The sequence below is a fragment of the Planctomycetia bacterium genome (genome assembly GCA_015200345.1).
GTDB lineage: Bacteria > Planctomycetota > Phycisphaerae > UBA1845 > UTPLA1 > PLA3.
Map to the genome: position 1 here is coordinate 863,160 of CP054187.1, position 25,511 is coordinate 888,670.

The 25,511-nt window shown below is 63.3% G+C and carries 23 protein-coding genes and 1 pseudogene; 14 read left to right on the top strand and 10 right to left on the bottom strand.

Annotated elements, in window-relative coordinates:
- Nucleotides 1-182 precede the first annotated feature (182 nt).
- The 3 genes from HRU71_03750 (at nucleotide 183) to HRU71_03760 (ending at nucleotide 2,569) form a co-directional block, all read left to right on the top strand.
- Nucleotides 183-626 (top strand): hypothetical protein, encoded by a 444-nt coding sequence (locus HRU71_03750; GenBank protein QOJ02654.1) that lies wholly within the window; start codon nucleotides 183-185, stop codon nucleotides 624-626.
- Between the two features lie 3 nt (nucleotides 627-629).
- Complete coding sequence (locus tag HRU71_03755; GenBank protein QOJ02655.1) at nucleotides 630-1,490, top strand: tetratricopeptide repeat protein; 861 nt, start codon at nucleotides 630-632, stop codon at nucleotides 1,488-1,490.
- 68 nt (nucleotides 1,491-1,558) lie between these two features.
- Nucleotides 1,559-2,569 carry a hypothetical protein gene (locus HRU71_03760; protein ID QOJ02656.1) on the top strand — a complete coding sequence of 337 codons (1,011 nt, stop codon included), beginning with the start codon at nucleotides 1,559-1,561 and terminating at the stop codon, nucleotides 2,567-2,569.
- A gap of 32 nt (nucleotides 2,570-2,601) precedes the next feature.
- On the opposite strand, the gene HRU71_03765 is transcribed toward HRU71_03760, so the two are convergent.
- On the bottom strand, nucleotides 2,602-3,060 hold the full coding sequence (locus HRU71_03765) for a hypothetical protein (protein QOJ02657.1): 459 nt from the start codon (nucleotides 3,058-3,060) through the stop codon (nucleotides 2,602-2,604).
- A 264-nt stretch (nucleotides 3,061-3,324) separates the two neighbouring features.
- Between HRU71_03765 and nadB the strand changes: the two genes are divergently transcribed.
- Both nadB and HRU71_03775 read left to right on the top strand, forming a co-directional pair.
- Nucleotides 3,325-4,980 (top strand): L-aspartate oxidase, encoded by a 1,656-nt coding sequence (nadB, locus tag HRU71_03770; GenBank protein QOJ02658.1) that lies wholly within the window; start codon nucleotides 3,325-3,327, stop codon nucleotides 4,978-4,980.
- Between the two features lie 206 nt (nucleotides 4,981-5,186).
- Entirely contained in the window at nucleotides 5,187-6,020 is an 834-nt protein-coding gene (locus tag HRU71_03775) for a MotA/TolQ/ExbB proton channel family protein (GenBank protein ID QOJ02659.1), read from the top strand.
- On the opposite strand, the gene HRU71_03780 is transcribed toward HRU71_03775, so the two are convergent.
- Complete coding sequence (locus HRU71_03780) at nucleotides 6,017-6,832, bottom strand: zinc-dependent peptidase (protein ID QOJ02660.1); 816 nt, start codon at nucleotides 6,830-6,832, stop codon at nucleotides 6,017-6,019. The two genes, HRU71_03775 and HRU71_03780, sit on opposite strands and share 4 nt — an antisense overlap.
- A 45-nt stretch (nucleotides 6,833-6,877) precedes the next feature.
- On the opposite strand from HRU71_03780, the gene HRU71_03785 reads away from it, so the two are divergent.
- The 4 genes from HRU71_03785 (at nucleotide 6,878) to HRU71_03800 (ending at nucleotide 11,508) form a co-directional block, all read left to right on the top strand.
- Nucleotides 6,878-7,309 (top strand): MaoC family dehydratase, encoded by a 432-nt coding sequence (locus HRU71_03785; GenBank protein QOJ02661.1) that lies wholly within the window; start codon nucleotides 6,878-6,880, stop codon nucleotides 7,307-7,309.
- Nucleotides 7,310-7,734: 425 nt separating this feature from the next.
- The gene (locus HRU71_03790) at nucleotides 7,735-9,417 is read left to right on the top strand and encodes an LTA synthase family protein (GenBank protein ID QOJ02662.1); all 1,683 of its coding nucleotides are present in this window, start codon (nucleotides 7,735-7,737) and stop codon (nucleotides 9,415-9,417) included.
- A 100-nt stretch (nucleotides 9,418-9,517) separates the two neighbouring features.
- Nucleotides 9,518-10,732 (top strand): efflux RND transporter periplasmic adaptor subunit, encoded by a 1,215-nt coding sequence (locus HRU71_03795; protein ID QOJ02663.1) that lies wholly within the window; start codon nucleotides 9,518-9,520, stop codon nucleotides 10,730-10,732.
- Nucleotides 10,733-10,734: 2 nt separating this feature from the next.
- Nucleotides 10,735-11,508, top strand: coding sequence for an ABC transporter ATP-binding protein (locus HRU71_03800; protein QOJ02664.1), 774 nt, complete (start codon nucleotides 10,735-10,737; stop codon nucleotides 11,506-11,508).
- Nucleotides 11,509-11,529: 21 nt separating this feature from the next.
- On the opposite strand, the gene HRU71_03805 is transcribed toward HRU71_03800, so the two are convergent.
- The 3 genes from HRU71_03805 to HRU71_03815 form a co-directional block, all read right to left on the bottom strand.
- Nucleotides 11,530-12,465, bottom strand: coding sequence for a trypsin-like peptidase domain-containing protein (locus tag HRU71_03805; GenBank protein QOJ02665.1), 936 nt, complete (start codon nucleotides 12,463-12,465; stop codon nucleotides 11,530-11,532).
- 2 nt (nucleotides 12,466-12,467) lie between these two features.
- Entirely contained in the window at nucleotides 12,468-14,633 is a 2,166-nt protein-coding gene (locus HRU71_03810) for a PDZ domain-containing protein (GenBank protein QOJ02666.1), read from the bottom strand.
- A 139-nt stretch (nucleotides 14,634-14,772) separates the two neighbouring features.
- Entirely contained in the window at nucleotides 14,773-15,432 is a 660-nt protein-coding gene (locus tag HRU71_03815; GenBank protein QOJ02667.1) for a protein-L-isoaspartate(D-aspartate) O-methyltransferase, read from the bottom strand.
- 357 nt (nucleotides 15,433-15,789) lie between these two features.
- On the opposite strand from HRU71_03815, the gene HRU71_03820 reads away from it, so the two are divergent.
- A complete protein-coding gene (locus tag HRU71_03820; protein QOJ02668.1) occupies nucleotides 15,790-16,443 on the top strand; it encodes a CAP domain-containing protein in 654 nt (217 codons plus the stop codon).
- Nucleotides 16,444-16,465: 22 nt separating this feature from the next.
- Here HRU71_03820 and HRU71_03825 read toward each other — a convergent pair whose 3' ends face one another.
- On the bottom strand, nucleotides 16,466-16,642 hold the full coding sequence (locus HRU71_03825; protein QOJ02669.1) for a hypothetical protein: 177 nt from the start codon (nucleotides 16,640-16,642) through the stop codon (nucleotides 16,466-16,468).
- Nucleotides 16,643-18,000: 1,358 nt separating this feature from the next.
- Between HRU71_03825 and HRU71_03830 the strand changes: the two are divergent.
- Nucleotides 18,001-18,246, top strand: a pseudogene (locus tag HRU71_03830) (TIGR03016 family PEP-CTERM system-associated outer membrane protein).
- Nucleotides 18,247-18,442: 196 nt separating this feature from the next.
- Here the strand turns inward: HRU71_03830 and HRU71_03835 are convergent.
- Nucleotides 18,443-18,928 carry a DUF1569 domain-containing protein gene (locus HRU71_03835; GenBank protein QOJ02670.1) on the bottom strand — a complete coding sequence of 162 codons (486 nt, stop codon included), beginning with the start codon at nucleotides 18,926-18,928 and terminating at the stop codon, nucleotides 18,443-18,445.
- Nucleotides 18,929-19,167: 239 nt separating this feature from the next.
- Here HRU71_03835 and HRU71_03840 point away from each other — a divergent pair, with 239 nt between their 5' ends.
- Entirely contained in the window at nucleotides 19,168-19,956 is a 789-nt protein-coding gene (locus HRU71_03840) for a PEP-CTERM sorting domain-containing protein (protein QOJ02671.1), read from the top strand.
- A gap of 233 nt (nucleotides 19,957-20,189) precedes the next feature.
- Here HRU71_03840 and HRU71_03845 read toward each other — a convergent pair whose 3' ends face one another.
- Nucleotides 20,190-20,867, bottom strand: coding sequence for an SdpI family protein (locus tag HRU71_03845; protein QOJ02672.1), 678 nt, complete (start codon nucleotides 20,865-20,867; stop codon nucleotides 20,190-20,192).
- Entirely contained in the window at nucleotides 20,864-21,274 is a 411-nt protein-coding gene (locus HRU71_03850; GenBank protein QOJ02673.1) for a winged helix-turn-helix transcriptional regulator, read from the bottom strand. Before HRU71_03850 ends, HRU71_03845 begins: the two co-directional genes overlap by 4 nt.
- A gap of 398 nt (nucleotides 21,275-21,672) precedes the next feature.
- Here HRU71_03850 and HRU71_03855 point away from each other — a divergent pair, with 398 nt between their 5' ends.
- Entirely contained in the window at nucleotides 21,673-23,460 is a 1,788-nt protein-coding gene (locus tag HRU71_03855) for a 30S ribosomal protein S1 (protein QOJ04910.1), read from the top strand.
- A gap of 286 nt (nucleotides 23,461-23,746) precedes the next feature.
- Nucleotides 23,747-24,673, top strand: a complete 927-nt coding sequence (locus tag HRU71_03860; protein ID QOJ02674.1) for a sigma-70 family RNA polymerase sigma factor — start codon at nucleotides 23,747-23,749, stop codon at nucleotides 24,671-24,673.
- A gap of 24 nt (nucleotides 24,674-24,697) precedes the next feature.
- Here the strand turns inward: HRU71_03860 and HRU71_03865 are convergent, their stop codons facing one another.
- Entirely contained in the window at nucleotides 24,698-25,435 is a 738-nt protein-coding gene (locus HRU71_03865) for an RluA family pseudouridine synthase (GenBank protein QOJ02675.1), read from the bottom strand.
- Between the last annotated feature and the right edge of the window lie 76 nt (nucleotides 25,436-25,511).

Here is a 25,511-nt window from a genome sequence, read left to right on the forward strand (position 1 = left end):
CCGATAAACAGGCAGGCGCGCCGCGCCGCGCGGCCGCATGTTTTGCGCGTGCGCTCATTTGCATCGCAGACTCGCAACGGTTCGCGAAGCGAGGATAATCTGTGCAACAACGAAACCGACTACTTGCCATTGCCTCGATTTCGGCCCTCTTGGGCGGGGGTTGCCAACCCCCGGTGGAACGCATGAACGCGCCGCCACAGGGCGAGTCGGAAACCAAAAACTCGCTTGCCGAAAGCTTTGCCTACCACGAGGACCAGGGCATGCTGGCGGACTTATCGCTTGCTGACCTGCACTTTGTGCCGCACTCGTCCGATCTGTCCGGCGTCGGCGTCGCCCGATTGGAGCGGTATGCGGAATTGCTCGCCTCGTCGGGCGGCACACTGAATTACACCACCAGCTCGCGCGATCCGGAATTGGTGACGGCACGGCTTGCCACGGCCAATGAGTTTCTCCGTCGCGCCGTGCCGGGCAGCAAGCCGGTCCAGGTCGTGCTGGGGCTTCCGCGCGGTCGCGGCATGGCTGCGAAGGAATCCATAGCGGGCAAGGGCGTCGCCAAGCAGCCCGAGACTCGCGAACGCGCCTACCGCCTGACAAACACCATGCAGGGCGGCGCTTCAGGAAAGTAAATCGTGAATTCTCGCTTCCATTGCACGATGCACATGCGACACGTTGCCGGTCCGATTGCACTGGGCGCCGCGCTGATGCTCGCCCCGCTCGGGTGTTCGCTTAATAAGCAGTCCTCTTCCTCGTCCGCCCTTCAGACCCAGAACATGGAGAAAGAGCGGACGCTCGCTCACGCCAAACAGGCTCCCACGCCGCGTATCAACCCGATGACTCACCTCGCCGCTGGCCGCATGCTCGAGGGCCAGGGCGACCCCAAAGGCGCGATCGAGCAATACGAGCGAGCCATCGCTGCAAGCCCGAAAATGGCCGCCGGATACAACCGGTTAGGCATGCTCTATCAAAAGCTCGGCCAATTCGCCCAAGCCGAGGCGGTCTTCCGCAACGGCATCGACGCCGTACCGGACTCGGCCGCCCTGCGAAACAACCGGGGATACAACTTCCTGCTGCAAAAGCGCTTCGCCGAAGCCGAGGAGCAATTCCTCATGGCCCTTTCGCTCGCGCCGCAGTTCAAGCGCGCCCGGATGAACCTCGGTATCGTGTACGCCCAGACCGGCCGGCTCGATCAGGGCCTGGCGCAATTCCAGATGGTCGTGAGCGAAGATGTGGCCCATTACAATCTCGCCGTGATTCGCCTTGCAGCCGGAGATCGCGAAAACGCGGAGCGTTCGTTTCGCCTGGCCCTCGGCGCGAACCCGAATCTGTCCCTCGCTCGGCAGCAGTTGGAAAAACTCGCACCTGCAACGGCTCTGACCGCCACGGGAGCGCCGCCTTCGCCGCCGGCACTGATTCAACCCCAGGCCACGGTGCCGCTCAACGGACCGGTCGCGGGAACCGGGGACGAAGAACCGCTCGACGAGCCGCAATGAGCTTGTCGATTTCACAAACACTGTTGGTCGCCGTTGCAATCACCGATAAGCCGGATATGGTTAGCCTCATGACTCGCATGTCTCATCGCGCCCAAACCACCGTTGCCCAGTGGGCGCGACGCTTCGCAAGATCCAGCGGTCGTTATTCGTTTCGCATTGCCCTCGTCGTCTTCTTCGGCGGATTCATCCTGTTCAATACCCGCTCGGCCGAGAACAAGACCAAGCTGGCCGCCGATCGGATGGCCATACCGCAGTCGTCCTACGCCTCACCGGCCATCGCCGAGAAGCCGCGCGTGTACGCATGGTTGTCGCCGCGCAACATGGCCAAGACCGCGCCGCTTTGCGAACGCATCGAGCCGCCGACCGGTTATGAGCGCCTGCGCACCGCTCACGGCAGCTTTGGCGACTGGCTTCGACACTTGCCGACTTGGCCGGCCGACACGCCCGTCACCACGGCCAAACGAAAGGTCGTGCTGAAGCCCGACGACAAGACGCTGGCCGCCGTCATCGCGTTGCAACCGGGCAGCGCTCGCGTGCTCGATGCGTCCAACATGCTGCTGCGATTGCGCGCCGAGTATCTCTGGGCAGGCGGCGTTCTGGACAACGTGCAGTTCCACTTCACGAGCGGACACGTGTCGAAATGGTCGGACTGGGCCGCGGGCAAACGCCCGGCGGTAAAGGGGCGCAAAGTGGATTTCCACGATGAGCGCCCGCCCGACGCCAGCCGCGACAGCTTTTGCAGCTACCTTGAAACGATCTTTCAGTTCTCGTCGCCCTACAGCATTCTTGACGACACGCGCCCGGTCGAAGACGGCTCCATCAGCCCCGGCGACATTTTTCTGAATCCCGCCCTCCGCAAAGGCTACGCCCTGATCGTCCTCGACGTCGCTCACGAAACCGGCAACGCCAGCGCGCCGGCCGTGCGCATTCTCCTCGGCACCGGCGGCACGCCTCCGCAGACGCTGCATGTGCTTCGCGCGGCCGACGGCTCGCCCTGGTTTGCCGTGTCGCAGTCGCACGGCGTGACCGTCCCGGGCCGGGGCGTGTTGCAATTCAAGCACCTGCGCCGGTGGAAGTAGCGCCCCCCTCGAAACGCCAAGTCCGGCATCAATTAATCAGAAGAATCCATCGTCCGTTCAGACTTTGGCAGGTACGGCCGCAGGATTCGGTTGAACTCCTCCGTGGAGATGAGAGCGTAACGCTGGATCAGCAACGCGAGATCCGTTCCTGATTGGCGATGCCGCAGCTCGATCGCCAGCGCGGCGTCCGGAAGGTAGTCCAGCACGTCGGGGTCGAAATCGTCCCGCAGTTTCAACTCGACGTCCTTCCACTCTGCATTGAAGCGGCCGTACGGTCCCAGTTCCATTCGCACGCCGCAAGGTCCGATTTCTATAAACGTCTTTTTCAGCCAGAACGCCAGCGCCAGCGATCGTATCCCGACGAGCGCGATCACCAGCAGACCCGCGCACGCGAGCACCAAAACGCTCCCAATCGCCACGGCCGTCGCCCGCTCGCGCAGCCAGAGCAATCGCCAGTCGTTCACCGGCAGCGCGACCGAAAGGCCCATCACGGAAACTGCGGCGAATCCCAACCAGCCCATTCCAATCAAGGCAGCGCGGACGCGATTCAACGGCCTGCGAAATACAATCTCGCCACGGTTCATTCCGTTCACCGTCTTGCCACCGATCCTGCTTTCGGAAATGGGTTGCCCCGTGGGAGTGTAATCGCGAACGGAAAATACCAAACAGCGTCAGGTCGCGATCGCGCGCTGGGTGGCTTGGCGTTTCGATTTATTGACTTCTCGACGATTCTACGTTCCTCCTACAATACCGGCATGAGCGATTCGTTCTGTCGCCGGCGGTATCTTATTAACTTCGACTCGCGCCGGCTGGGGCAGGTCTTCACCGACGTGCTCGTCATCGGCGGCGGTATCGCCGGGCTGCGCGCCGCCATTGCCGCGGCCGAATCCGCCGACGTGATCCTTCTTTCCAAGGATGCCCTGCCGGAATCCAACACCGCCTACGCACAGGGCGGCATCGCCGTCGTCAGCGACGCGGCCGACTCCTTCGACGCGCACGCTTCCGACACGCTCGAGGTCGGCTGCGGTATCGGCGATCCAGTCGCCGCGAAACGTCTCGCCGCTGAAGGACCCGCCTGTCTCAATGAGCTGATCGAATGGGGCGCGCGATTCGATCTCGAAAACGGCGCCGTCGCGCTCGGCATGGAGGGCGGTCACTCCGCGCGACGCATCGTTCACGCCCTCGGCGACGCCACCGGTCGCGAGCTTTCCCGCGCGCTGGCACGAACGCTCGCCCGGCAACCCCGCGCCCGCATCTTCGAAAACTGCTTCGTGATTGACCTGATCGTGCACGAGGGTCGCTGCCTCGGCGCGATCACGCATCACGCCAAGTACGGCTACCAGGCCATCTGGGCCGCGCGGACCATCCTCGCCACGGGCGGCGCGGGCATGCTCTTTCGCGAGACGACCAACCCGCCCTGCGCCACGGCCGACGGGCACGCCTGCGCCTTTCGCGCCGGTGCGAAAATGCGCGACATGGAGTTCATGCAGTTCCACCCGACCGCGCTGTACGTCGCCGGCGCGGCGCGCGCGCTCATCAGCGAGGCCGTCCGCGGCGAAGGCGCGTACCTCGTCGATCGCGATGGCAACCGGTTTATGCTCAAGGAGCATCCTGACGCCGAACTCGCCCCGCGCGACGTGGTCAGCCGCAGCATCATTCGGCACATCGCGGCGACGGGAGCAACCTGCGCCTACCTCGACGTGCGACACTTCCCGGCGGGCCGCTTCGCCGCGCGATTCCCCAATATCGCCAGGCTGTGCCATAACTTTGACATCGATCCGGCGCGCGACCTCATCCCCATCCGACCCGCAGCCCATTACATGATCGGCGGCGTCGCCGTCGACCACGACGGCCAATCCTCGGTCCCCGGCCTGCTCGCCTGCGGCGAGGCTGCAAGCACCTGCGTCCACGGCGCCAACCGGCTCGCCAGCAACTCCCTTCTGGAAGGACTGGTCTACGGAAAACACGTCGGCCGACTCGCCGGCGAGGAATCCGCCGCCAACGGCCGGCCCAACCGCCCAATCACTCTCACGCACGAAGCCGCCCCCAGCCCTCGCACCGAACTGGACGTGGCCGACGTCCGAAATAGTCTGCGCGCCGTCTGCTGGCGAAACGCCGGCATCGACCGCAACGCCGACCGGCTCGTCGAGACCCTCGAAATCATCGACTTCTGGGGCCGATACGTCATGGACAAGGTGCTCGATGATCGCGCCGGCTGGGAGACGCAGAATCTGCTCACCGTCGGCCGCCTCGTCGCGCAGGCCGCTCTCGCACGCGAAGAATCCCGCGGCGTGCATTACCGGAGCGACTTCCCAAAGACCGACGACGCGCGATTCCGCGGCCACGTCGTGCTGAATCAGACCATTGCCGGTATCGCCCAGGCCTTCGAACCGGTCGCCCAGGCACAATAGAACGCCAACGCGCTCCAAGAAGCCGATTGCGCATGTCGCAGCTCCGCCCAGGCGGGCAATCGCCGTCCTCCCGGATCCGATTTCTGGCGAAATCGGCTCATTCTGCAAACACACGCGCCACGCCTATTCGCGACAGATATGTAAACTTTCCCCGCGCGACGTCCGATTCATCCCCAGACCGAGAACGCGAAACCCGGGGCCTCGCCATGCGTACTGCATCCGCTCAATCCGCTTCCGACCTGCCGCGTGAAACCGATCCCAGCGCAACGCGACCGCAAGCGACCGGCGCCTGCGCCGCAACGGCCGCAGCCGGCATTCTTGGTTTCCTGTTTCTCTGGGGTCACGCCTTTTTTCGAACGGGCTTTGCGCCGCAGGCTTCGACCTTTGTCAGCGGGTACGCCGCCGCGCTGATCGTCGGCTCGCCGATTGTCATTCTGCTGGCGGTGTACGGCCCCGCAGGAATCCTCGATGCGTTCGCATGGATCGTCCGCTCGCCGCGCGCCAACGACCCGCGCGCCAATGAGCAGCGAGCCTACGAGCCGCGAGCCAACGAGCCGCGAGCTTCAGCTCGCGCGGCCGTTCAATCTTGCGAGAACGACTCTCTCGAGATCGCAACGCCACACGGGACGAATCCCGCAGCTCCTTGGCGTGAGCGCGACCCCTTCCCCAGGCAAGACATTGATTCAACCGCCGCCGAGGAAGCCGTCGTCTTCTTCCAAGTCGCCGCCGCGCTTTGCCTGGCTTTCGGATTTATCGCGACCGTCGTAGGATTGATTGTTTCGCTTGCCAACCTGCGCAACCCGTCGCAGCTTGGGCCGGGAGTCGCCGCGGCCCTGTTGAGCCAGATGTACGGCGTCTGCATCGCGGTAACGTGCCTCGCGCTCGCGACCTTCATCGCTCGCCGTCACGCGGCGATGGGGGCGATGAAACCCCTCGCCCGCCGCGCCGCCACCGCCGGCGGCCTCACCCTCATCGCCGGATCGCTCACCACGCTCATCGCGTTTGGGATCATGATGATCAGCATGCGGCCGGTGATCTAACTCCCCGTCCACATCGCCGGGTCTTGCTTGTAGAACTGCCGCAATTGCCCGTACAGCGCTCGGTGCAAACGCTGGAACCGCCTCGGCTGCTCGAAGAACTGCTCCGTCGCCACCGCAAAAAACTCCGCCGGGTCCTGCGCGCCATACGGATCGAGAAAGCTCCGCCGGCCCGCGCGGTCGGCCGCCACGAGGCTCTCGAACTCTGCGCGCATCACCCGCTGCCACGCCGGTAACTGGTCAGCCGACTCCAGCGGCGGCACGCCGTCGGCCTCGCCATCGAGCAGATCCAGCACATGCGCGAACTCATGATAGATCGTGTTGTGCCCGGCCATCAGGCCGCGCGCCGCCGGGTTGATATGATCCCAGCTCAACAGCACCGGTCCGCGCCGCCATGTCTGGCCGATGAAGTGATCGTGGATCACGATCCTGCGGCCGTCCGGCGCGATGCACTCGATCGACTCGCCGAAGTGCGACGGGAAGACGATGATTTCACGGGCGGTCGGGTACAGCCCGAGCCGCGACAGGCCCAGCAGCATGAGGCAGGCGTGCGCGGCGATATAGACTTTCATCTCATACGTGACGGTGAGATTCTGCGAGCCCCAGAATTCCTTCTCGGCGAGAAACTGCGCGATCAGCCGGTGCAGCCGATCGCGCTGTGGCGCCGGCAGCGCGGGGTAGAATGGCACAGCGCGGCGCAAGACGTCCAGCGCGGCGGCGTCCAGCTCCCCGCCCGCGCGCGGGGGTTGGCCGGCCGGAATCCCGCCCGCATCCGACGATGAACCCCGCAGCCATCGCATGATTCGCCGAAACATCGGACGGAGTTTACGAACGGTCACGCGGAGCGTCTAATACCGGTCATGACCCCGCGCACGCGCGAAACCTTGCAAGTCGGCGACAGCGGTTTGTTTGTCAAGACGATCACCGAGCGCGACATCTTTTCGTTCGCCGATGCGTCGGGCGATTTCAACCCGTTGCACATCGACGAAGAGTATGCGCGGCGCAGCAAGTTCGGCCGTCGCATCGCCCATGGCATTCTCACCGCGGGCATTATTTCGGCCGTGCTGGGCGGCGAGATTCCCGGCGTCGGCACCATCTTCGGCGAGCTTCACATTCGATTTCTCCAACCCGTGTTCATCGGCGACACCATCACCGCCACGGCGACCGTCATGGAGATCATTCATCCGAAACGCATTCGCCTGATGGTGGCGTGTACGAATCAGTCTGGCGAGGACGTAGCGATCGGCAACGCCATCGTGCGCCCGCCGGAGACGACGCGCATCCTTCTCTGACCATGCGAGTGGCGCGAAGATTTTGTGAACTTTTGATGATGACAGTATTGCCATTTGTAGTGTAGGATGCGGACCACAGGACGTGGCGAGGGTTCCAGGCCTGTCTCGCCCTGTGCAGGAGGCACTCGTTGGAGCACGGTTCGCCGCAACGTCCGTTCGCCGCACCTCCATCGTGCGGTGACGCTGCGCCGGTGCCCCTGAATCCGACTCCTGCAAGTACCGATGCGTCGGTGCGCGCGCCCGCGCTCCGACCCTCCTGGATTCGCCGCCTTGTAGGGCCACCGATTCGTATCATCCTGTATTGTTCTGTTACGGTACTCGCGACCGAGTCCATCGCGCGGAATTCACTCGTCACGCCGTTTCAGTGGGTGTGGCGCTATCCCGTCGAAGCCAGTCTGAATGCTGCCATAATACTGTCACTACTTATGATCGGATGGTTGCTGCTCGGACGGCTTCGGCTGGGAGCGATCCTGGCGATTGCCGTTGCCTTCTTCGTGGCGCTGGGCAGCGCCATCAAGGGGCAGACGCTTGGCGAGCCGCTGTTTCCTTGGGAGATTTTCCTCGCGAAACAAGTAACGCACCTGCCCGGTCTGTTCACCGATGCGGCGTCGCTCACAGTCTGGGAATGCGCGGCGCTGGCCATCCTGCTGGGAGTTTGCGCGTGGAGCGTCATCAAGCTGCCGAAGGGCCGAGCGAAGCTGCGATACCGGCTCGTGCCCGGTCTCGCTGCCGCAGCACTGCCGTATGCGATGGTCTTTCATAACGACACGACTTTGCGAAACTGGTACCGGCTTCTCCCATGGGATCAGCCGGAAAACTATCGCACCAACGGGCAACTCGTCGCCTTTGCGAGCAATACTCGCCTGTGTTTCGTCAAACGCCCCCCCGATTACAGCGCCCGACGCATCGCCGCATTGGCCGAGACCCTTCGCGCGCGGACCGCCGCTTCCGACGCGCTGCCGACCGGCACCAACGGCGATCCGCCTATCGCCTCATCCCAGACGTCGGCGTTGCGCCCCAACCTGATCGTCGTAATGAGCGAGGCATTCTGGGATCCGACGCTTCTGCCCGGCGTGAAAATTTCCCCGGACCCGCTCGCCAAACTCCGCGCGCGCAGCCCGGGCGGCAAGCTTCAGACGGCCGTCTCACCGTCGTTCGGCGGTCAGACGTCAAACGTTGAGTTCGAGTTCCTGACCGGCTTGAGCCTGACGCCGCTTCCGGCGGGGTCGAATCCGTACCAGCAGTACGTCATGCACGAGATCCCATCCCTGGCAGGGCTGCTGGGGCAGCGCGGCTACGACGCCGTGGCGATACACCCGTACTACAAGTGGTACTGGAACCGCGATCGCGTCTATCCCCTGCTGGGCTTCTCTCGGTTTATCGGGGAAGAAGACCTCGTCGAGCCGCAGCGCAAAAGCTCCTATGTCACCGATGCTTCGCTGATGCGCGATATCGCGTCGATTCTGAATCAGGCTAAGTCCGAGACGTTCGTCTTCGCCGTGACCATGCAGAATCACTGGCCCTATCTGGCCGGCGCCTATCCCGACGAGCCGCTTTCCATCCAGGCCGACATGCTCGAAGAGGAGGACCGCGACCTGCTGCTGCGGTACTCGCAGGGCGCGCACGAATCCGTCGCCGCTCTCGAATGGCTGATCGTCGACCTGGAGAAGCGCGAGCGCCCTTCGGTGCTGGTGTTCTTCGGCGATCACCTCCCGGTGCTGGGCAATCGCTTCGGCGTCTATCGCGCCACCGGCTTTCTCGATCCTGCGACCGAAAGCCTGACGCCGGTGGAACACTACCGAATCCGGCAGGTGCCGATCCTGATCTACGACACGCGCCGCGGCGCGATTGCCGTGCCCGAGTTGTCGGTCAAGTTTCTCGGCCCGCGCCTTCTCACTTTGCTTGGCGAACCGCTTCCGCCCTTTCACAGCTTCCTGAACGACCTGTCACACCAATGGCCCGTGCTGACCGGCATGTTTCAGATTGATGGCACCGGGCAGTTCAACCCGCGCCAACCGGACGAACAAGGAGAATGGCTGCGCGAGTATCGTCTGTTGCAGTACGACCTGCTCTTTGGAGGCCAGTATTGCCGCGACTCGTTGTTTTGAAGATTAGCCGACGGGGACGGATCGCCTTATAATTCCGGCGCTGAACAAACTGAATGACGCCGCGCGGAGCCGAAGGCAGCCGCGCAGGCACGGATTTCGAGTGAGTACAGGGAACCGGATGAAGACGCTGGGTTTATTGGCGGCGGTGGTCGTGATCGGTGCGGGGAGCTATTTCGGATACAGCCGGCTCGCCCGTGGCGACGGGGCTTCCGCCTTCATGACAAGAGAGATCGACCGGGGCGACGTCGTTCAGACCGTGTCCGCGACGGGAACCATCGAGCCGGTGACCAAGGTCATCGTCGGCTCGGAGGTTAGCGGAAAGATTCACCGCTGGTACACCGACTTCAACGCCGTGGTGAAGGAAGGCGATCTGCTCGCCGAGCTGGAGACCGACCGGTTTGTGACCGCGGTGCAACAGGCCGAAGCCGATCTGGCGCTGGCTCGCGCGCGCGAGGCGGAGGCGCTGGTACGCCACAAGGACGCGGCGCGCGAACGCGCCCGGATCGAGAAACTGGCCGAGGCCCAGAACGCCAGCGAAAACGAGTTGCTCGTGGCCATCGCGGCGGAGGAAGCCGCCCGCGCGGTCTGGCAAGGCGCGCAAGCCAGCGTGAAATCAGCCGAGGCAATCCTCGGCGCCGTGCAGGTGGACTTGGCGCGAACCAAGATTCGCTCGCCGATCGACGGCGTGGTGATCTCGCGCACGATCGACGTGGGGCAGACGGTGGCCGCGTCGCTCCAGGCGCCGGAGTTGTTCATCATTGCCAACGATCTCAAGCACATGCAGGTCAATGCGAACGTCGCCGAATCGGACATCGGTCTGATTCAGGAAGGTGGCCCGGCGATCTTCACGGTCGACGCCTACCCCAAGCGGACGTTCACCGGCAAGATCTCCCAGATCCGCTACAACGCGACAATTGTAGATGGCGTGGTCACGTACGTCACGCTGATCGAGGTTTTCAATGACGATCTCGCGTTGCGCCCCGGCATGACCGCCAACGTCACGTTCGAAGTTGCCAAGGCCGCCGGTGTGCTGCGTGTGCCCAACGCGGCCCTGCGGTTCGACCCGAACCCGCCCGCCCCGGGCACGGCCGGCATGGTCCGCGGCAGGATTGGTAAGCCGCGCGTCTACATCCCGGACCAGGGCGAGGCGAAACCCCTCGAAGTCGAAACCGGCTTGAGCGACGGGGTGTTCACCGAAGTACGAGGCGAAGGCATCAAGGAAGGCATGCTGGTGATCACCGATCGCGCCATGGGCGCGCGCGGCGGCAGCGCTCGGCCCGATCCGTCCCGTTCCATGCGGCCGCCGCGAGGGTAACCATGCCTGATGCGACTCCATCGCACCGTGCCGGCGGCGACGCGCTGATCCATACGCACGATGTACACAAGACTTATTACGTCGGCGACATTGCCGTGCCGGCGGTACGCGGCGTCAGCCTCGATGTCCCGCGCCACCAGTTCCTCGCCATCATGGGCCCCAGCGGATCGGGCAAATCCACGTTCATGCATCTGCTCGGCTGCCTGGATCGGCCTGACCGCGGAATGTACAAGCTTGATGGCGTCGATGTCGCCGATCTGTCCAAACGAGACCTGGCGGCGCTACGCAATCGCAAGATCGGTTTTGTGTTTCAGAGTTTCAATCTGCTCTCGCGCACAACCGTGCTGGACAACGTGGCCTTGCCCCTGACGTATCAGGGAGTATCCCGGCGGGAGCGCCGCCGCCTCGCGGCCGAAATGCTCGACCGCGTCGGACTGGCCGATCGCTCGCACCATCACACCAACCAGCTTTCCGGCGGGCAGCAGCAGCGCGTCGCCGTGGCCAGGGCGCTGGTCACGCGCCCGGTTCTGCTCCTTGCCGACGAACCCACCGGAAATCTCGACAGCCGCACGAGCGTCGAGATCATGGCACTCATGCAGGAACTGAATCGCGACACCGGCCTGACCATCGCCGTCGTCACGCACGAAATGGACATCGCCGCCCACGCCCAGCGCGTCGTGACCTTCCGCGACGGCGTGATTCACGGAGACGTCGTCATGCAGGAGGTCCGCGACGCCATCGCCGAGCATCGCGCCCTCGCTGCGACCCGCGCTTGATGGCGCGACGCCGGCAGATCGCTACTCGTCCTCGTCGTCGTCGTCATCGTTCGCCGGGCGCTTCGGCTGCGGCGCCGATTTGGCCTGAGACGCGTCAGCCTTGTCGTCGTCTTCATCGTCATCCGAGGCCGGCTTCTTCTTCGATTCGGATTTCCCCGCGGCCGATTCCTCCGCGTCGCCCTTGATCTCGCCGCGCTTGGCACGCTCCGTCGCCTTGACGACGTCTGCCGTCGGCAGGATCAGCCCCGAGCCGATGTCGCGACCCAGGCCGGCGAACGCGCCGAAGTTGCTTTCCAATTCCTCCGCATCCGGCAGTTGCAGCACAACAAACCCGACCACCTCGCCCTGCGCGGTGAACGCCGGCAGCCCCGGCTCCAGCGACGCGCCGCCGCCCGGAACGATCAGCTCGCGCGGTTTGGTTGTCTTGCCCGCGACGCGGAGCTGGCCCACCGTCACCGCGCGGTCGAAATACTTGCCCATGCGACGCAAAAACACGAGCGAATCCCCCACCTGCGGCTTGACCGACTTCCCAAGATCCAGGTATTCCAGCTTCTTCTTTGACGGCTCCTTCAGTTTCACCCATGCGAGGTCCAGCTCCGTATCCCGCGCCATGACCGTCGCAGGAAGTCCTTCCGTGTCGTCGCCGATCAGCACTTTCAAATCGGTCGGCCGCGCGTTGCCGAACTGTCGCATGAACCGCGGCGTGCCCAACTGGCTGCTCGACGCCAGGACCAGGCCGTCCGGCTCGATCATGACGCCCGTCGCCTCGGTTTCATTTTCGCGATCGCCGAATTGCCCTTCCATCTTCAGCACAAATTTGATCGTGACAAACGGTGCCGCGAACCTGGATGCCGCATCGCGAAGCATCGCGCCGTCGTCTGCTTGGGTCGCGGACGCGACCAGGGCCGTGCTGATCATTGCCATCACAACGGCACCGAATCCCATCTGATTTCGCATGGTTACTCCTCGTCCGACGGTTGAGTTGTGCCCGTTGCACCAACCCCGCCGGCGGGTTGACTGCTGGCCTCTTCGTCGACTTCTTTCAAAACCGGCTTCCACTCCGGTTCGATGTACAAAAACCGCGTCTGCACGCCGCGCAACACGACCATCACCACGCGCTTCGGTTGCGCCTTGGTGATCTCATCCATCACGCGGCGAAAACTCTTCAACCCCTTGATTTCCTGACCGGCGATCCGCTGAATCAAATCGTCCGACTCCAGACCGCCCAGCCCCGCCCAACCGGCCGACTCCACCTGCGTCACGATCACGCCCTTGATCGTCTCGTCCCAGCGGTTCTCGTCACGATCGAAGAACGTCACCTCGCGCACGGAAAACTCAAAGTCACGATTTTTCTCCTTGCGCGCCTCGTCCTGCGTCGGCCGAGTGCGCTCAAGCGTCACGGGAACGGTGACGACCTGCCCGTCGCGCAATATCGACAAATCCACCTTCTGATCAATCGTCAAGCGGCGAACCTGACGCGCGAACAGGCCCGCATCCTGCATGCCGCGCGGCCGCACGCGCGTTTCCCCCACTTTCAGGATAATGTCGCCCACGCGAAGGGGCGATTCCGCGGCGGCGGTCTTTGGATAGATGCGCGTGATGCGAAACCCCGTGCCTTCGGGATGCCCCAGTTTCTTGGCCAGCTTGTCCAGAACCGGCTGGGTCGCCACGCCGATCCATGCCTTGGGCACTTCGCGCGGCGGGTCCTCATCTTCCTCCGGCTTTGGTTTGATCAGCGTGAGTTGCCGCTTCCCTTCGCGATCAAACTCCACCAGCAGGTACTCCGGCAACGGATCGGATTTCATGATCGTCTTGTACGCATCCACCAGCTCGGCCAGCGAGTCCACCGGTTTGTCGTCAATGCGCAGTATCACATCGCCATAGGCGATCGACGGCTCGGCCAGCGCTGCCGGCCCGCCCGAACGCACGCTGCTGACAAACGCACCGCGCGTGCTTTCGAACTTGCGATCGCGCGCCAGCTTCTCGGTGATCTCCCGCACCGTCAGCCCCCACGAGCGAAGCGCCGTCTCCTCGCCGCGATCCTTTTGCAGCTTCTCCGTCACGATCACGGCTTCGCTCACGACGCCGCCGCGCTCGTACGACACGCGCAGCTCCGTGCCGATCGGGATATCCGCTAATCGCTTCATCAGCGGTGGAATCTCCTCGGAGAATCGCACCGTCACCGCTTCGCCGTTGAACCGCAGCATCACATCGCCGGCCTGAATCCCCGCCTTGTCCGCCGGACCGCCCTTGACGATGGAATTGACCAGCACGCCCTTTTCCAGCCCGGTCTTTTCGATGGACTTGAAGCTGACACCGATCCAGCTTCGCGCGACTTCGCCACGATCGATCAACTGCCGCGACACGTGCGCCGCCAGATTGCTCGGAATCGCGAAGCCGATGGAATTGCCGCCCAGCTCGTTGATGCCGATGATCTCGCCCTTGAGGTTCACGAGCGGACCGCCGCTGTTGCCGGGGTGAATCAGCGCGTCGTGCTGAATCCACCGCGTGAACAGACCCGTCCGCTGGCCGTCCTCCAGCTCCATCTCGCTGTCGTCGCTGCCGGTAAAGACGCGCTCGGTGTTCGACACGATGCCCAGCGTCACCGAGCGCGACAGCGCCAGCGGCGACCCCATCGCCATCACGTGGTCACCGACTTCGATCTCGTCCGAGTTTCCGAAACTCGCCGTCGGCAGCGGCGTGCCCGGGCTTTTCAATTTAGACAAATCAAGTTTTATTACCGCGAGGTCGGTCAGCGGATCCTCCCCGACCAGCGTCGCGGGGATCTCCTGCTTGTCGGCGAGCGTGCAGCGAAACCGCTTGCCCTGGCTCGTCACATGCTGGTTCGTGATCACGTGCCCCTCGGGCGAAATAATCGTGCCGCTGCCGACCGAGCGGCCCTTCTGCTCCTTGCCGTCCCAGTAATTCACGGTGACGACGTGGATGTTTACCAGCGCGGGGAAGACTTTGTCCCGCGCGGTCTGGATCGTCCTCTTCATGTCCTCGCGAAAGCGCGCTGCGCGATCATCGTCTTGCGGCCCTTCCTCCGCGCGCGACCACGCGCCTCCCGTCAACAGAAGCGCCGTCATCCAACCAGCCACCAACATGCTACGTGAAAACGACATCGCGCTTCCTTTCGTTTGATTGCCCGCAGAGGCGACCCCAACGTCCCGACCCACGGCATGCATTCGCGGTCGTAGTCTGATTGATTTCGTCCGCCCCGGCAAGCGAAGCGCGCCTCTCTCACAGGCTCCCCACCGCGAGTTACCCGCCATGAACCCATCCGGCCTCGGCAAATCCCGCTTCACCCACCAGTGGAACAAAAACGACAGGCAACAATGGCGTCTCCACGTTTCGGTGTGGCAGCTTGTCTATCGCTACGAGATGCTGCCGATCTGCCGGACCGATCGGAAGAACCATACGGCCTCCGACCGCGAGTTGTTCAAGCAGCGGCGAGACGATCGCCGGCGCGGCGGCGGTCACCAGGATGCGATCAAAGGGCGCCTTGTCCGGCCAGCCCAGCGTTCCATCGCCCACGCGCATCCGCACATTCCGTGCTTCCAGATCCGCCAGCCGAATCATCGCATGATGCGACAAGTCCGCGAGACGCTCTACGGTGAACACCTCGGCAGCCAGCCGCGCCAGAATCGCGGTCTGATACCCCGTGCCGGTTCCGATCTCCAGCACGCGATGGCCCGGTGCCACGCCAAGGCACTCGGTCATGTAAGCAACAATGTAAGGTTGCGAGATGGTTTGACCCGCTTCCGACGGCAAAGCCCGGTCCTCGTACGCCTGCTCGATCAGATGCGGCGCAACAAACGCCTCGCGCGAAACCGCCGCCATTGCCTCCAGCACGCGCGAATCGCGAATGCCACGCGCCACGAGTTGTTCCGCGATCATCGTGCGGCGGCGCCGTTCAGACATTGAATCGCCCCCGATTGAAAAAACCGCGGCGCTTTCTCGCGTTCCCGGCATGCTCCGCGACATGGCGGTGGCCACCCTGTTCAACTGTCCGGCCCTTCGCCGAAGTATAGCGCCCGGTTCCCCCGCCCTGCTGCCGCCTCCTTCTCGTAATTCCTTTTCGCAGATTGAATTACGAAATGCACGGCCTTTGAGTGAACAGCCTGCCCGCGCGACCGATAGAATAGGTATTGCCGGGTCCGTTTGCGGCCCGAGGCGGCGGGTACGAACCATTCGACCTGCCAAGCCGTTCAGGTGCTTGATGGCACGTACACGGGACCATGCCGCAAACAGGCGGTGTACGCAATCGGGCGAGACCACGTGATTCGATCTGCTTTCAATTTTCCGGTGCGACGGACTCTCTCGCTCGGCCTGCTTTTGCTGGCGACCGGTTGTGAGGACGGCGTGCTGCCACTCTCCCGATCCGAGATGAAGCCCGCGGCGACGGCCGCGCGCGCGCTCTTCCCCGGCTCCTGTGTCGATCCACCGGATGGCGCGCGATGGGCGAGCGCCATGCTCGACGCCATCAATCGCGAACGGGCCAAGCGCGATCTGCCGCCCCTGCGTCCGTCGAACGACCTGGAGCAGATTGCAGATTTCTACGCCTGTCGCCTGATCGACGGCGCATTCTTCAGCCACCGCGACCCCTTTGAAGGCTCGACCCTCGATGTCCGCGCGGCAAACTTTGGCTATGCCTTCTGGAAAGTCGGAGAGAACCTGGCCGCCGGGCAACCCAACGTTGATGCCGCCATGGCGGAACTCATGGCCTCGCCGCGGCATCGCGCGAACATCCTTGACCCGGCCTTTACCGAAATCGGCATCTCCGTGAAGGTCGGCGGCGATCTGGGAATTTACTGGGTGCAGGAGTTCGGCCGACCGGCCTCCGAATCACCCGACGCCGTCCCCCTCCTGGACGCAGCGGAGCACTCTCAAACCCCGACCTCGTCCGCGCCGACCTCAAAGCCCGGCGCGTAACCAGCGCGGCGGTTCGTTTCGATCAGAGATTGCAGCCGAAGATCGAGCCGATCACGTCACTCACCACCGGAGTCGGGCCGAAGTTAAAGATCTGCATGAAGAAATAGAACACATCCACCGTCAGTTGGAGCAAGCCGGCAAAAAAGTTGATCGGGGCGCAGACAATTCCCATTTGCGTATCGTCCTTTCGTCTTCGCAATCGCTTAACTCGCTGGAAGCGATAGAGTTAGCGACGGACCGCTTACTTTGTATCGGCAGCCGGCCAAGCCGTGTTTAGTCACGTGTTCTGAAACGAATTGAGGTCACGCCGGTATAAAATACTCGTGGGGGTCGCCTACAGAGGTCGCCCGCGCTTGGATTCCGCGCAAGCGTGCCGACGATAAAAGAGTTGTGCCCTACACGCTTGTGGAGTAACGAGTTATGCGCTCAAGACCCGCGTTCGCCGCTGCAATCATCCTGCTTACTTCCGTGCCCTTCGCACCCGGGCAGGAGCTTGCCTTCGTCACGTCGCAGATCGACGCGCGCCTCGATGCCGCCCGCCAGAATGCCCGCGAGCTCTTCACCAAGCTATTGACTTATCCGCCCGAAACCCAATCGGCCGCGCTCCAGCTCGCGCAACATCCCGAGGTGCTGGCGCAACTCGCCGCTGCTCCGAATGTTGAAGCCGCGGTCGCTTCGGCGCCGACCGCGCTGCAAGCCGCGGCACGCGAAGTCGTGCGGAACCCTGATCTGCTCAAGCAAATGAGTGGCCAGCTTCTCGGTGCCGCCCTGCTGGGGCAAGTCTATGCCGACCAGAAGCCCGCGATCGATCAGATCATCACCAGTCTTCATACGCGTCAGGCCGACGAGGCGGCCGAAGCGACGCGCGCGTGGGCAGCGCGGCTTCAACAGAACAAGCTCGCGTCACAGCAATATCAGCAGGTCGCCTCGCAACTCGGCACGCAGGCGGAACTGATGCGGCCGGGGCTGCCGAGCGAGCAACTGGTCAAGCACGCACTCGTGGAAGCGGACTCGTGCCCCGACCTGGCAAGCGAGATCGTCGACCAATGGGAGCGCGAGCGCAACCCGAGCGGTTTTCGCCAGGCGGTCGATCTCTGGTTCGCGACGAATCAGGAAGTGCTGCCGGGAGATTTCGTCGGCGACGCGAGCGAGCGCGCGAAGCTGCTCGCCGAGCACGCGAAGTTCGTGCGGGCGTATGACGCCTTTGTGAAGGAGTCGCCGGCCAACGCACGGGTCTCGAAGCTTGATTTCCTCGAGTCCAGCGCGGCGCAGTTTCCCATGTTGACACTCGTCTTGCAAGACAAGCTGTTCGCCATGGCGGAGATGATGGAGAGCAGTCGTCCGATGGGGAACCCGGTTGCGAAGCGCGGCGGCGGCGGTGGTTCGTCCAGTCGATCCGGGGGCGGCGGCTCACGATCCGGCATGTCGCGCAGTTCAGGCCCGATCAGCGCGGCATCGGGCGGAAGCGGCACGGGCTTCATGGGCGGCACCGCCCGCGGCGGACGCAACAGCCGCAACAACAGCCGAAACGGCAATCAAGGCTCCGGCTTCGGCCAGTCGGGCGGCGGGTTCGGCGGCGGCGGGTTCGGCGGCGGTGGGTTCGGCGGCGGCGGTTTCGGAAATTCCGGCGGGTTTGGCAATTCCGGCGGATTCGGCGGCGGCGGATTTGGAAGCTCCGGGGGCTTCGGCAACAGCGGCGGCGGATTTGGGTCCGGCAGCTCCGGCTTCGGCAACAGCGGAAATCGAAACTCGAACAGCCGATTCGGCTCCGGCGGCTCGTCGCGCAGTTCGACGGGCAGATAATTTCTACATTGCCGGCGAAGGCTTGGCGATCATCTGGTCAAGGCCATGTCTCTGGCGCTTCATCGAGAATCTACTCGCCCCTCTGGGAAATTAAGACTCTCATCAGAACCGGATCAATCCTGGGGAGCAGGTCACGAACGGGCCGCGCCGCGTGCGCCGCGCAATACGGCTGTCGAAAAACTCGCACATTTACAAATTACGGATGCAGGAAACTCAAATGCAACTCGGCGTGCCGCAGGTTCAGGCCGATCCGGTCTTCGTCGGTCATCGGACCCCACGCCGGACTGTCGTACTTCGCCGGTTCGCCGCGCTTCATGCGCTCGAAGGCCGCGCGCAGCCGAGCCGCGCCCTCCTCCGTGCTGATCACTTCGATGCCGAACGTCCCTCCCGGCACCTTCGGTATCTTCACCCCGGGCGTCATGCCCTTGCGCAAGATGCGCTTGCCGATCATCCGGAGAATCACCCGCACGAACCACGGCAGCTTGCCCAGCGGGAAACCTTCGTACGGATAGCTGGCCCACGCTGCCACGTGCCCAAGCGCCTGGCCGGCCGTCCAGTTGCCGGTGGTGCGCAGCGTGCCGGCCTTGTCGGCCGCAACAATGCGGTCGACATCAGCGAGGACTTCGTCAATCGTTCGGAATCGCAGTTTGCGGCGATCGACGACCGTTTTGGTTTGTATCATAGAGATTGTTTACCAAAATCCTGACCTGCTTGCATTTACCATCGCGGCAAATCATAGCTCTAAAAGAACTTACGCGCCAGCCTCCGAGTCGGATTTCCTGCGGATTTTACCTCGAAAAGCTTGATTCGCCCGGCAATTTTGAGTTACGATACCGTTATCATTACAATGAATGATGCCCGGGCGGCCATCAGCAATTGATGTCCACGGGCGCTACGAATCACTTTGGGAGGGATGAACCTATGCGAAATACACGAACCACACTGGCCCTCGCTGCGGCGCTCCTTGCGGTCACCGCAACCGGCGCCATGGCCCAGCCGCAACTGATCGCCGTCGATAGCAGTCGTGCGCTGTACGACATCGACATGAACACCGGCGCGAAGACGCTGCTCTGCACGGTTTCGTCGAACGCCGGAACGACCGGCGGACTGGCCTATGATCGCTTTAGCAACACGGTGTACTTGACGTCGACTTCACTCGATTCGGTGTACACGTTGGACATCAATACCTGCAATGCGACGCTCATCGGACCATACGGGGATTCGGCGGTCGTGATGCACGGCATCGAGTACGACGAAAGCACGGGCATTCTCTACGGCGCGTCGTCTCACAACGGCGGATTGTATAACATCAACAAAGTGACGGGGGCGGCGACGCTGATCGGCACATCAGGTCTGACGTCGTTTACGAACCTCGGCTATGACTCCGCCGCCGACGTCCTGTATGCGACCAACAGCGGGTCGGATAGTTTCTACACGATCAATCGGGCGACCGGCGCCGCCACGCTCATCGGCACGTTGAACGGGCCCACCAATCCGAACGGCTTGGCGTACGACTGGGACACCGACACGTTGTTCATGGTCGACAACAGCACCGACAATCTCTACAAGATCGACCGCGCGACGGGCCAGGCCAACCTCATCGGATCGACCGGCACCGGCAACCTGCTCGGCCTGATGTACATCCCCGAGCCGGCGACGTTGAGCCTGATGGCCATCGGACTGGTCGCGCTGACCCGGCGACGGCGCTGATCGACGTTCGCGGTTGATTCGGGCCGCATTCAAAAGGACCGCGACCGGGGCATAGACGACCCGGTTTGTAAGAGTGCTTCAAGAACCCGGAGCAACCTTCGCTCCGGGTTTTTTCATGCGCTGACGGCGCGGACAATGAGAAGCGATTGATGACGCGATGTCGTCATTCCCGCGAACGCGGGCCCCCCAAAGTTCGGTCGGCCGGTCTCATCGATCCACCGATTTCGCCGCGTTCACGCCTTGCTCGGCGAGTTCAGATCATCGCGCGATCCCAGTCGCCGGTACAGCATCAACGAGTAGAGCAGCGACCACGCCGCGAGGAACCCCACGCTGCTCATCATCACGATGAAACACACGAGGTCGTTCGCAAAGAATCCTGCCGCGGCAATCACAAGGCCCACGATGACCATGATCTTCGACCCGACGCGATGGGTGCGCTCCCAGACGACCTCGTTCGCCAGCGTCCACGGCGTACGGATACCCACATAGAAGTTCCGCCGTACCTTGCCCATGTAATTGCCCAGCACGGCAAGCATCAGGCCCAGGATGATCGAGAGCGTCGCCCCAATCTGCATCGTCCGCCCCGTCGCGCCGAGGACAAACACCGCGTGAATCGCCATGATCAGCGTCAGCACCGCGACGCAGATGCGACCATAGGTCACGCGAAATCGCATAAAATTCTCACGAAACGGTCCGAGCAGCGGCAGCCCCGCCAGAAGCGCCATCAATCCCGTCGCGATGATCGGCATCAGAAACGCCGCCACCCACCGCGGACCGTAGCCGTCGATTTCCCCCTTCAGGTTCCAGTGCGTCGGCGCCGGGTCGGGCATCGTGTTGTAGAACGCGCCGCCGAAGGCCGCGCCGGCAAAGATCATCCCGATCATCAACAGACATTGATTGCGCGATATCATGACCGTTTCTCCCGATGGTTCCTGTGTCGCTTGCGCGGACCGCGATGGCGCTCGTCCGACTCCGGCCGATTCGCCCCGGTCACTTCCTCCCGTCCGCGCCCCGTCGATCGACTCGAATCAGACGAGACGCCCTTGTTCTCGCCGTTGCTGAAGTGCTCCATGAAGAAGCGAATCAGATCGTCCACGACGCTCGTGTTCAGCGAGTACTCGATGAACTGACCCTGCCGGCGATCGGTGATCAGGTCGCCGGTCTTGAGCACCTTCAAGTGAAACGACAGCGCATTGGGAGCAATGCCCAGCCGCTCGGCCAGCTCGCCCGCGTTGCAAGGCCCGTTTCGCAGCGCGCGAAGAATCGCCCGCCGCGTCGGGTCCGCCAGGGCCTTGAAGCTTTCCTGGAAACCAAACATGAACCGTCCATCCAGCCGCCGCGACGGATCCTGATGGCTGGTTAACGCCACCGGCAATAGGGCCGACGCGCCGCAGCACACCAGCAATCGCCGGCCGCATATTTCAACATCTATTGAATTATAACGCCGGGCCGCCGGATTTCTCACGCCCGCCGGAACGCCCGCCCGAACGCGTTGTTTGCACACCCCTGCCCACGCCGATAGACTACGGGGCTTGGCTTGTCCTGCCCGGCCGGTTCCGGCGGTTGGTCCGCTGACGGAGATTGGGAGGAACTACCAGGGCGCGGGTCTTCACTGATCCGGGCCGCCCGGCCGCGCTGCCGACTCCCGGCGCGAGGCCAGCCGGGATGATTGCAACCAGAGAGTCTCCCTTCATGACGCACATCATCGACAACGAGATGCTCGCCCGGATCGACGTATCGGACGACGAGATCAATCAGCAACTCAAGGCGGCCTTCGGCGCCGATGCCAGCGCAGGCGCGATCGACGCGGCCTTGGGCACGGTCATCTCCGAATGCAAAGCCGAGTCGATCCTCAAGGGGAAGATCGTCGGCATCAGCGGCAACGAAGTCGTTGTCGACGTCGGCCTTAAGAGCGAGGGCTACGTTCCGCTCAACGAATGGGAAGATCCCTCCGAGATCGACGTGGGCGACGAGATCGAAGTCCTGCTCGAGCAGATGGAAGGCGACACGGGCGTCGTGCTGCTCTCGAAGCGCAAGGCCGATCGCATCCGCGGCTGGGAGCGAATCCTCCAGAACTGCAAGGAAGGGGACAAGGTCAGCGGCAAGTGCGTCCGCAAGATCAAGGGCGGCCTGCTGGTTGACATCGGCGTGCCCGTGTTCCTGCCGGCCAGCCAGATCGACACGCGTCGGCCTGGGGATGTCGGTGATTTCCTTGGCAAAACGATCGAAGCCGTCGTGCTCAAGATTGACACCGATCGGCGGAACATCGTCGTGTCGCGCCGCAAGCTGATCGAAGCCGAACGCGCCGAGTCGAAGAGCAAACTCATGGGCGACATCGAGGTCGGCCAGATCCGCGAGGGCACGGTCAAGAACATCGCCGAGTTCGGCGCCTTCATCGACCTGGGCGGAATCGACGGCCTGCTGCACATCACCGACATGAGCTGGGATCGCGTCGGGCATCCGAGCGAGCTGCTCAAGATCGACCAGAAGGTAAAGGTGAAAGTCCTCTCGATCGACCGGGAGAAGGAGAAAATCGCCCTCGGCCTCAAGCAGACCCAAGTCAACCCGTGGGACGAGGTCGAAGCGAAATACCCGGTCGGCAGCCGAGTGAAGGGCACGGTGGTGAACATCACCAACTACGGCGCGTTCATCAAGCTCGAGGGCGGCATCGAGGGCCTCGTTCACATCTCCGAGATGTCCTGGACCCGCCGCATCAGCCACCCCAGCGAGATGCTGACCGTCGGCCAGGAGATCGAGGTCGTCGTTCTCGATATCAACAAGAACAAGCAGGAAATCAGCCTCGGCGTCAAACAGACCGAGACCAACCCGTGGACGCGCGTGGCCGAGAAGTATCCGCCGAACACGGTCGTCACCGGCAAGGTGCGCAACCTGACCAACTACGGCGCCTTCATCGAGATCGAGGAAGGAATCGACGGCCTGTTGCACGTCTCCGACATGAGCTGGACCAAGAAGGTCAGCCATCCCAGCGAAATACTCAAGAAGGGCGACGACATCAAGTGCGTCGTCATCAGCGTCGATCAGGAGAAGCAGCGCATCGCCCTGGGCCTCAAGCAGCTCACCGAGGATCCGTGGCTGCACGCCGTCCCCGATCGCTATGTGCCGGGCATGATCGTCAAGGGCAAGGTGACGAAGATCACCAACTTCGGCGTGTTCGTGGAACTGGAGCAGGACCTCGAAGGTCTCCTGCACGTGTCGGAATTGACCGATCACCGCATCGACGACCCGCATCAGGAAGTCGAGATCGGCCAGGAGATCGAGGTCAAGATCCTCCGCGTCGATACGCAGGACCGCAAGATCGGTCTCTCGAAGAAGCGGGCCGATTGGGCCTCCGACGGCGGCGGCGAGGAGGGCAAGTCCGGCGGTGCTCCCAAGCAGCGCCGCGGCGGCCTGCACGGCAGCACCGGCGAGGAAACCACCGGCATCATCGACGGCACGGCCTTCCTTTCCGACGCGCAGAAGTCCGGCGAATCATCCAACGAATAAGCCGACCAACTCAATCACGCGCCTATACTCACCCGTCCCGGTTCGCTCGGGTTATGGGCGAACCGGTCATAGCCGGGTCCGCGCGGCTGGCCGCCGTCCGAAAAGCCGATCGAACCCGACCGGTTCAAGGACACAGGCCGGCGTCGAGCGTGCACTCCCGTGAGATTTGTCGAACCCGCTGGTCCAGCGCGCCGATAGAGCCGTCGTCCGAGCGGGTCGATTCGCGCGGAGCTTCGCATCATCCGACCCGAGTGCTCGGCTTGCCGGCCGGTCTGGTCGGTGGAAGATGTCCGGTCCGAGGACCGATTGCACGTGGGAGGCCGTTGTCATTCCGATCGAACCGGGACTGCATCAGTACCTCAAGCAGATTAACGACTCGCCGCTGCTCACGGCCGACGAGGAGAAGCAGCTCGCACGCGCTATCGCGCGCGGCATGGCGGCCTCGGCCAAGTTCGCGCGCGGCGAGCTGTCCCTCGCGGAAAAGGACCAGCTCGAAGCCGAGGGCAACGCGGCCCGTGAGCGCATGATCCGGTCCAATCTGCGGCTCGTCGTCAACATTGCCAAGGGCTATTCCAATCGGGGTCTGCCGCTCGCCGATTTGATCGAGGAAGGCAACCTGGGGCTGATGCGCGCCGTCGAAGGGTTCGATCCCGACATGGGCTCGCGCTTCAGCACCTACGCGAGCTGGTGGATCAAGCAGGCGATCAAGCGCGCGCTGATCAACGCCGTGCAGCCGGTGCACATTCCGGCGTACATGGTGGAGCTGATCGCCCGCTGGAAACAGGCCCACACCGAGTTGAACGAATCGCTTGGCCGCACACCGACGATGCAGGAAATCGCCGAACGGCTCGAGTTGCCGGAGCGGAAAGTCAAGATCATCAAGCGTGCGCTCAAGGCCTATGCGGCGCCGACGCAATCCGCCTCCTCCGACGGCGGCTTGCTCCTCTCCGAGATGCTCCCCGATGAAAAGACCGCCGAGCCGGGTGAGGAGTTGTTCGACGAATCGGAGATTCAGAAACTCCAGGAACTCGTCGCCAGCCTGGACAGCGATCGCGAGGCGATCATTCTCAAGCTGCGCTACGGCCTCGACGACACCGAGCCGATGACCCTCAAGGACATCGGTGCGAAGATCGGCCTGACGCGCGAGCGCGTTCGGCAGATTGAGGCCGAGGCCCTCAAGAAGCTGCACAGGATTCTGTCGGAAAGCCGCTGATCCGCAGCATCTTTCCCCTGCTTTTTACGACGGCGGAAATCTCAATCCCAGCCGCTTGCACTGCGCAAGAAAATCGGCCGGAACCGCGCACGACACGTTCATGCGCCGGCCATCCTCGGGATGAATGAACGACAGCGCCGCGGCATGAAGACACAACCGAACGGGCGGCGGCGACGCCGCGCCCTTGCCGCGCGATGCACCGTACATTTCATCTCCCAGCACCGGGTGGCCGAGTTCCGCCAGGTGCAGACGAATCTGGTGCAGGCGGCCGGTCTTGGGCATGGCTTCGATCAGCGACGCCTGCGGTTGTGAATCAAGCACCCGGTAGGCGGTGATCGCCTGCTTGCCGTCGCGCCGGGCCACCGCGCGTTTGCGCGTTCCGACGACCTCGGCGATGGGCAACTGGATGACGCCCTGCCGCGTTCGAGGCACTCCGGCCACGATCGCATAATAGGTTTTTTTCACCGCTCGCCGCTTGAACTGGTCCAGCAGATTCTCATACGCCCGCGTGCGCAGCGCGACCAGCACCAGGCCAGACGTTTCGCGGTCCAGCCGATGCAACAATCCCCATCCGCGGTCTTCGCCGAGATTCTGCAACGCGTTGCCGTAGCGCGCAAAAAGCCCGTTCAACAGGCTATCGCGTTCGTGCCCCTTACCGGGCTGCGTCACGATGCCCGCCGGCTTGTAGACCACGAGCAGGGCCGCGTCTTCATGCAGCACGTCGAACGGCACGCGTGAATTGGAGTAAACCGAAAAGGACATCGGCCGAATTCTAGCCGAATCGGAACGCGCACGCGCGAGGTTGACGTCCCAACGATCCGACTGCACACCAACTGGG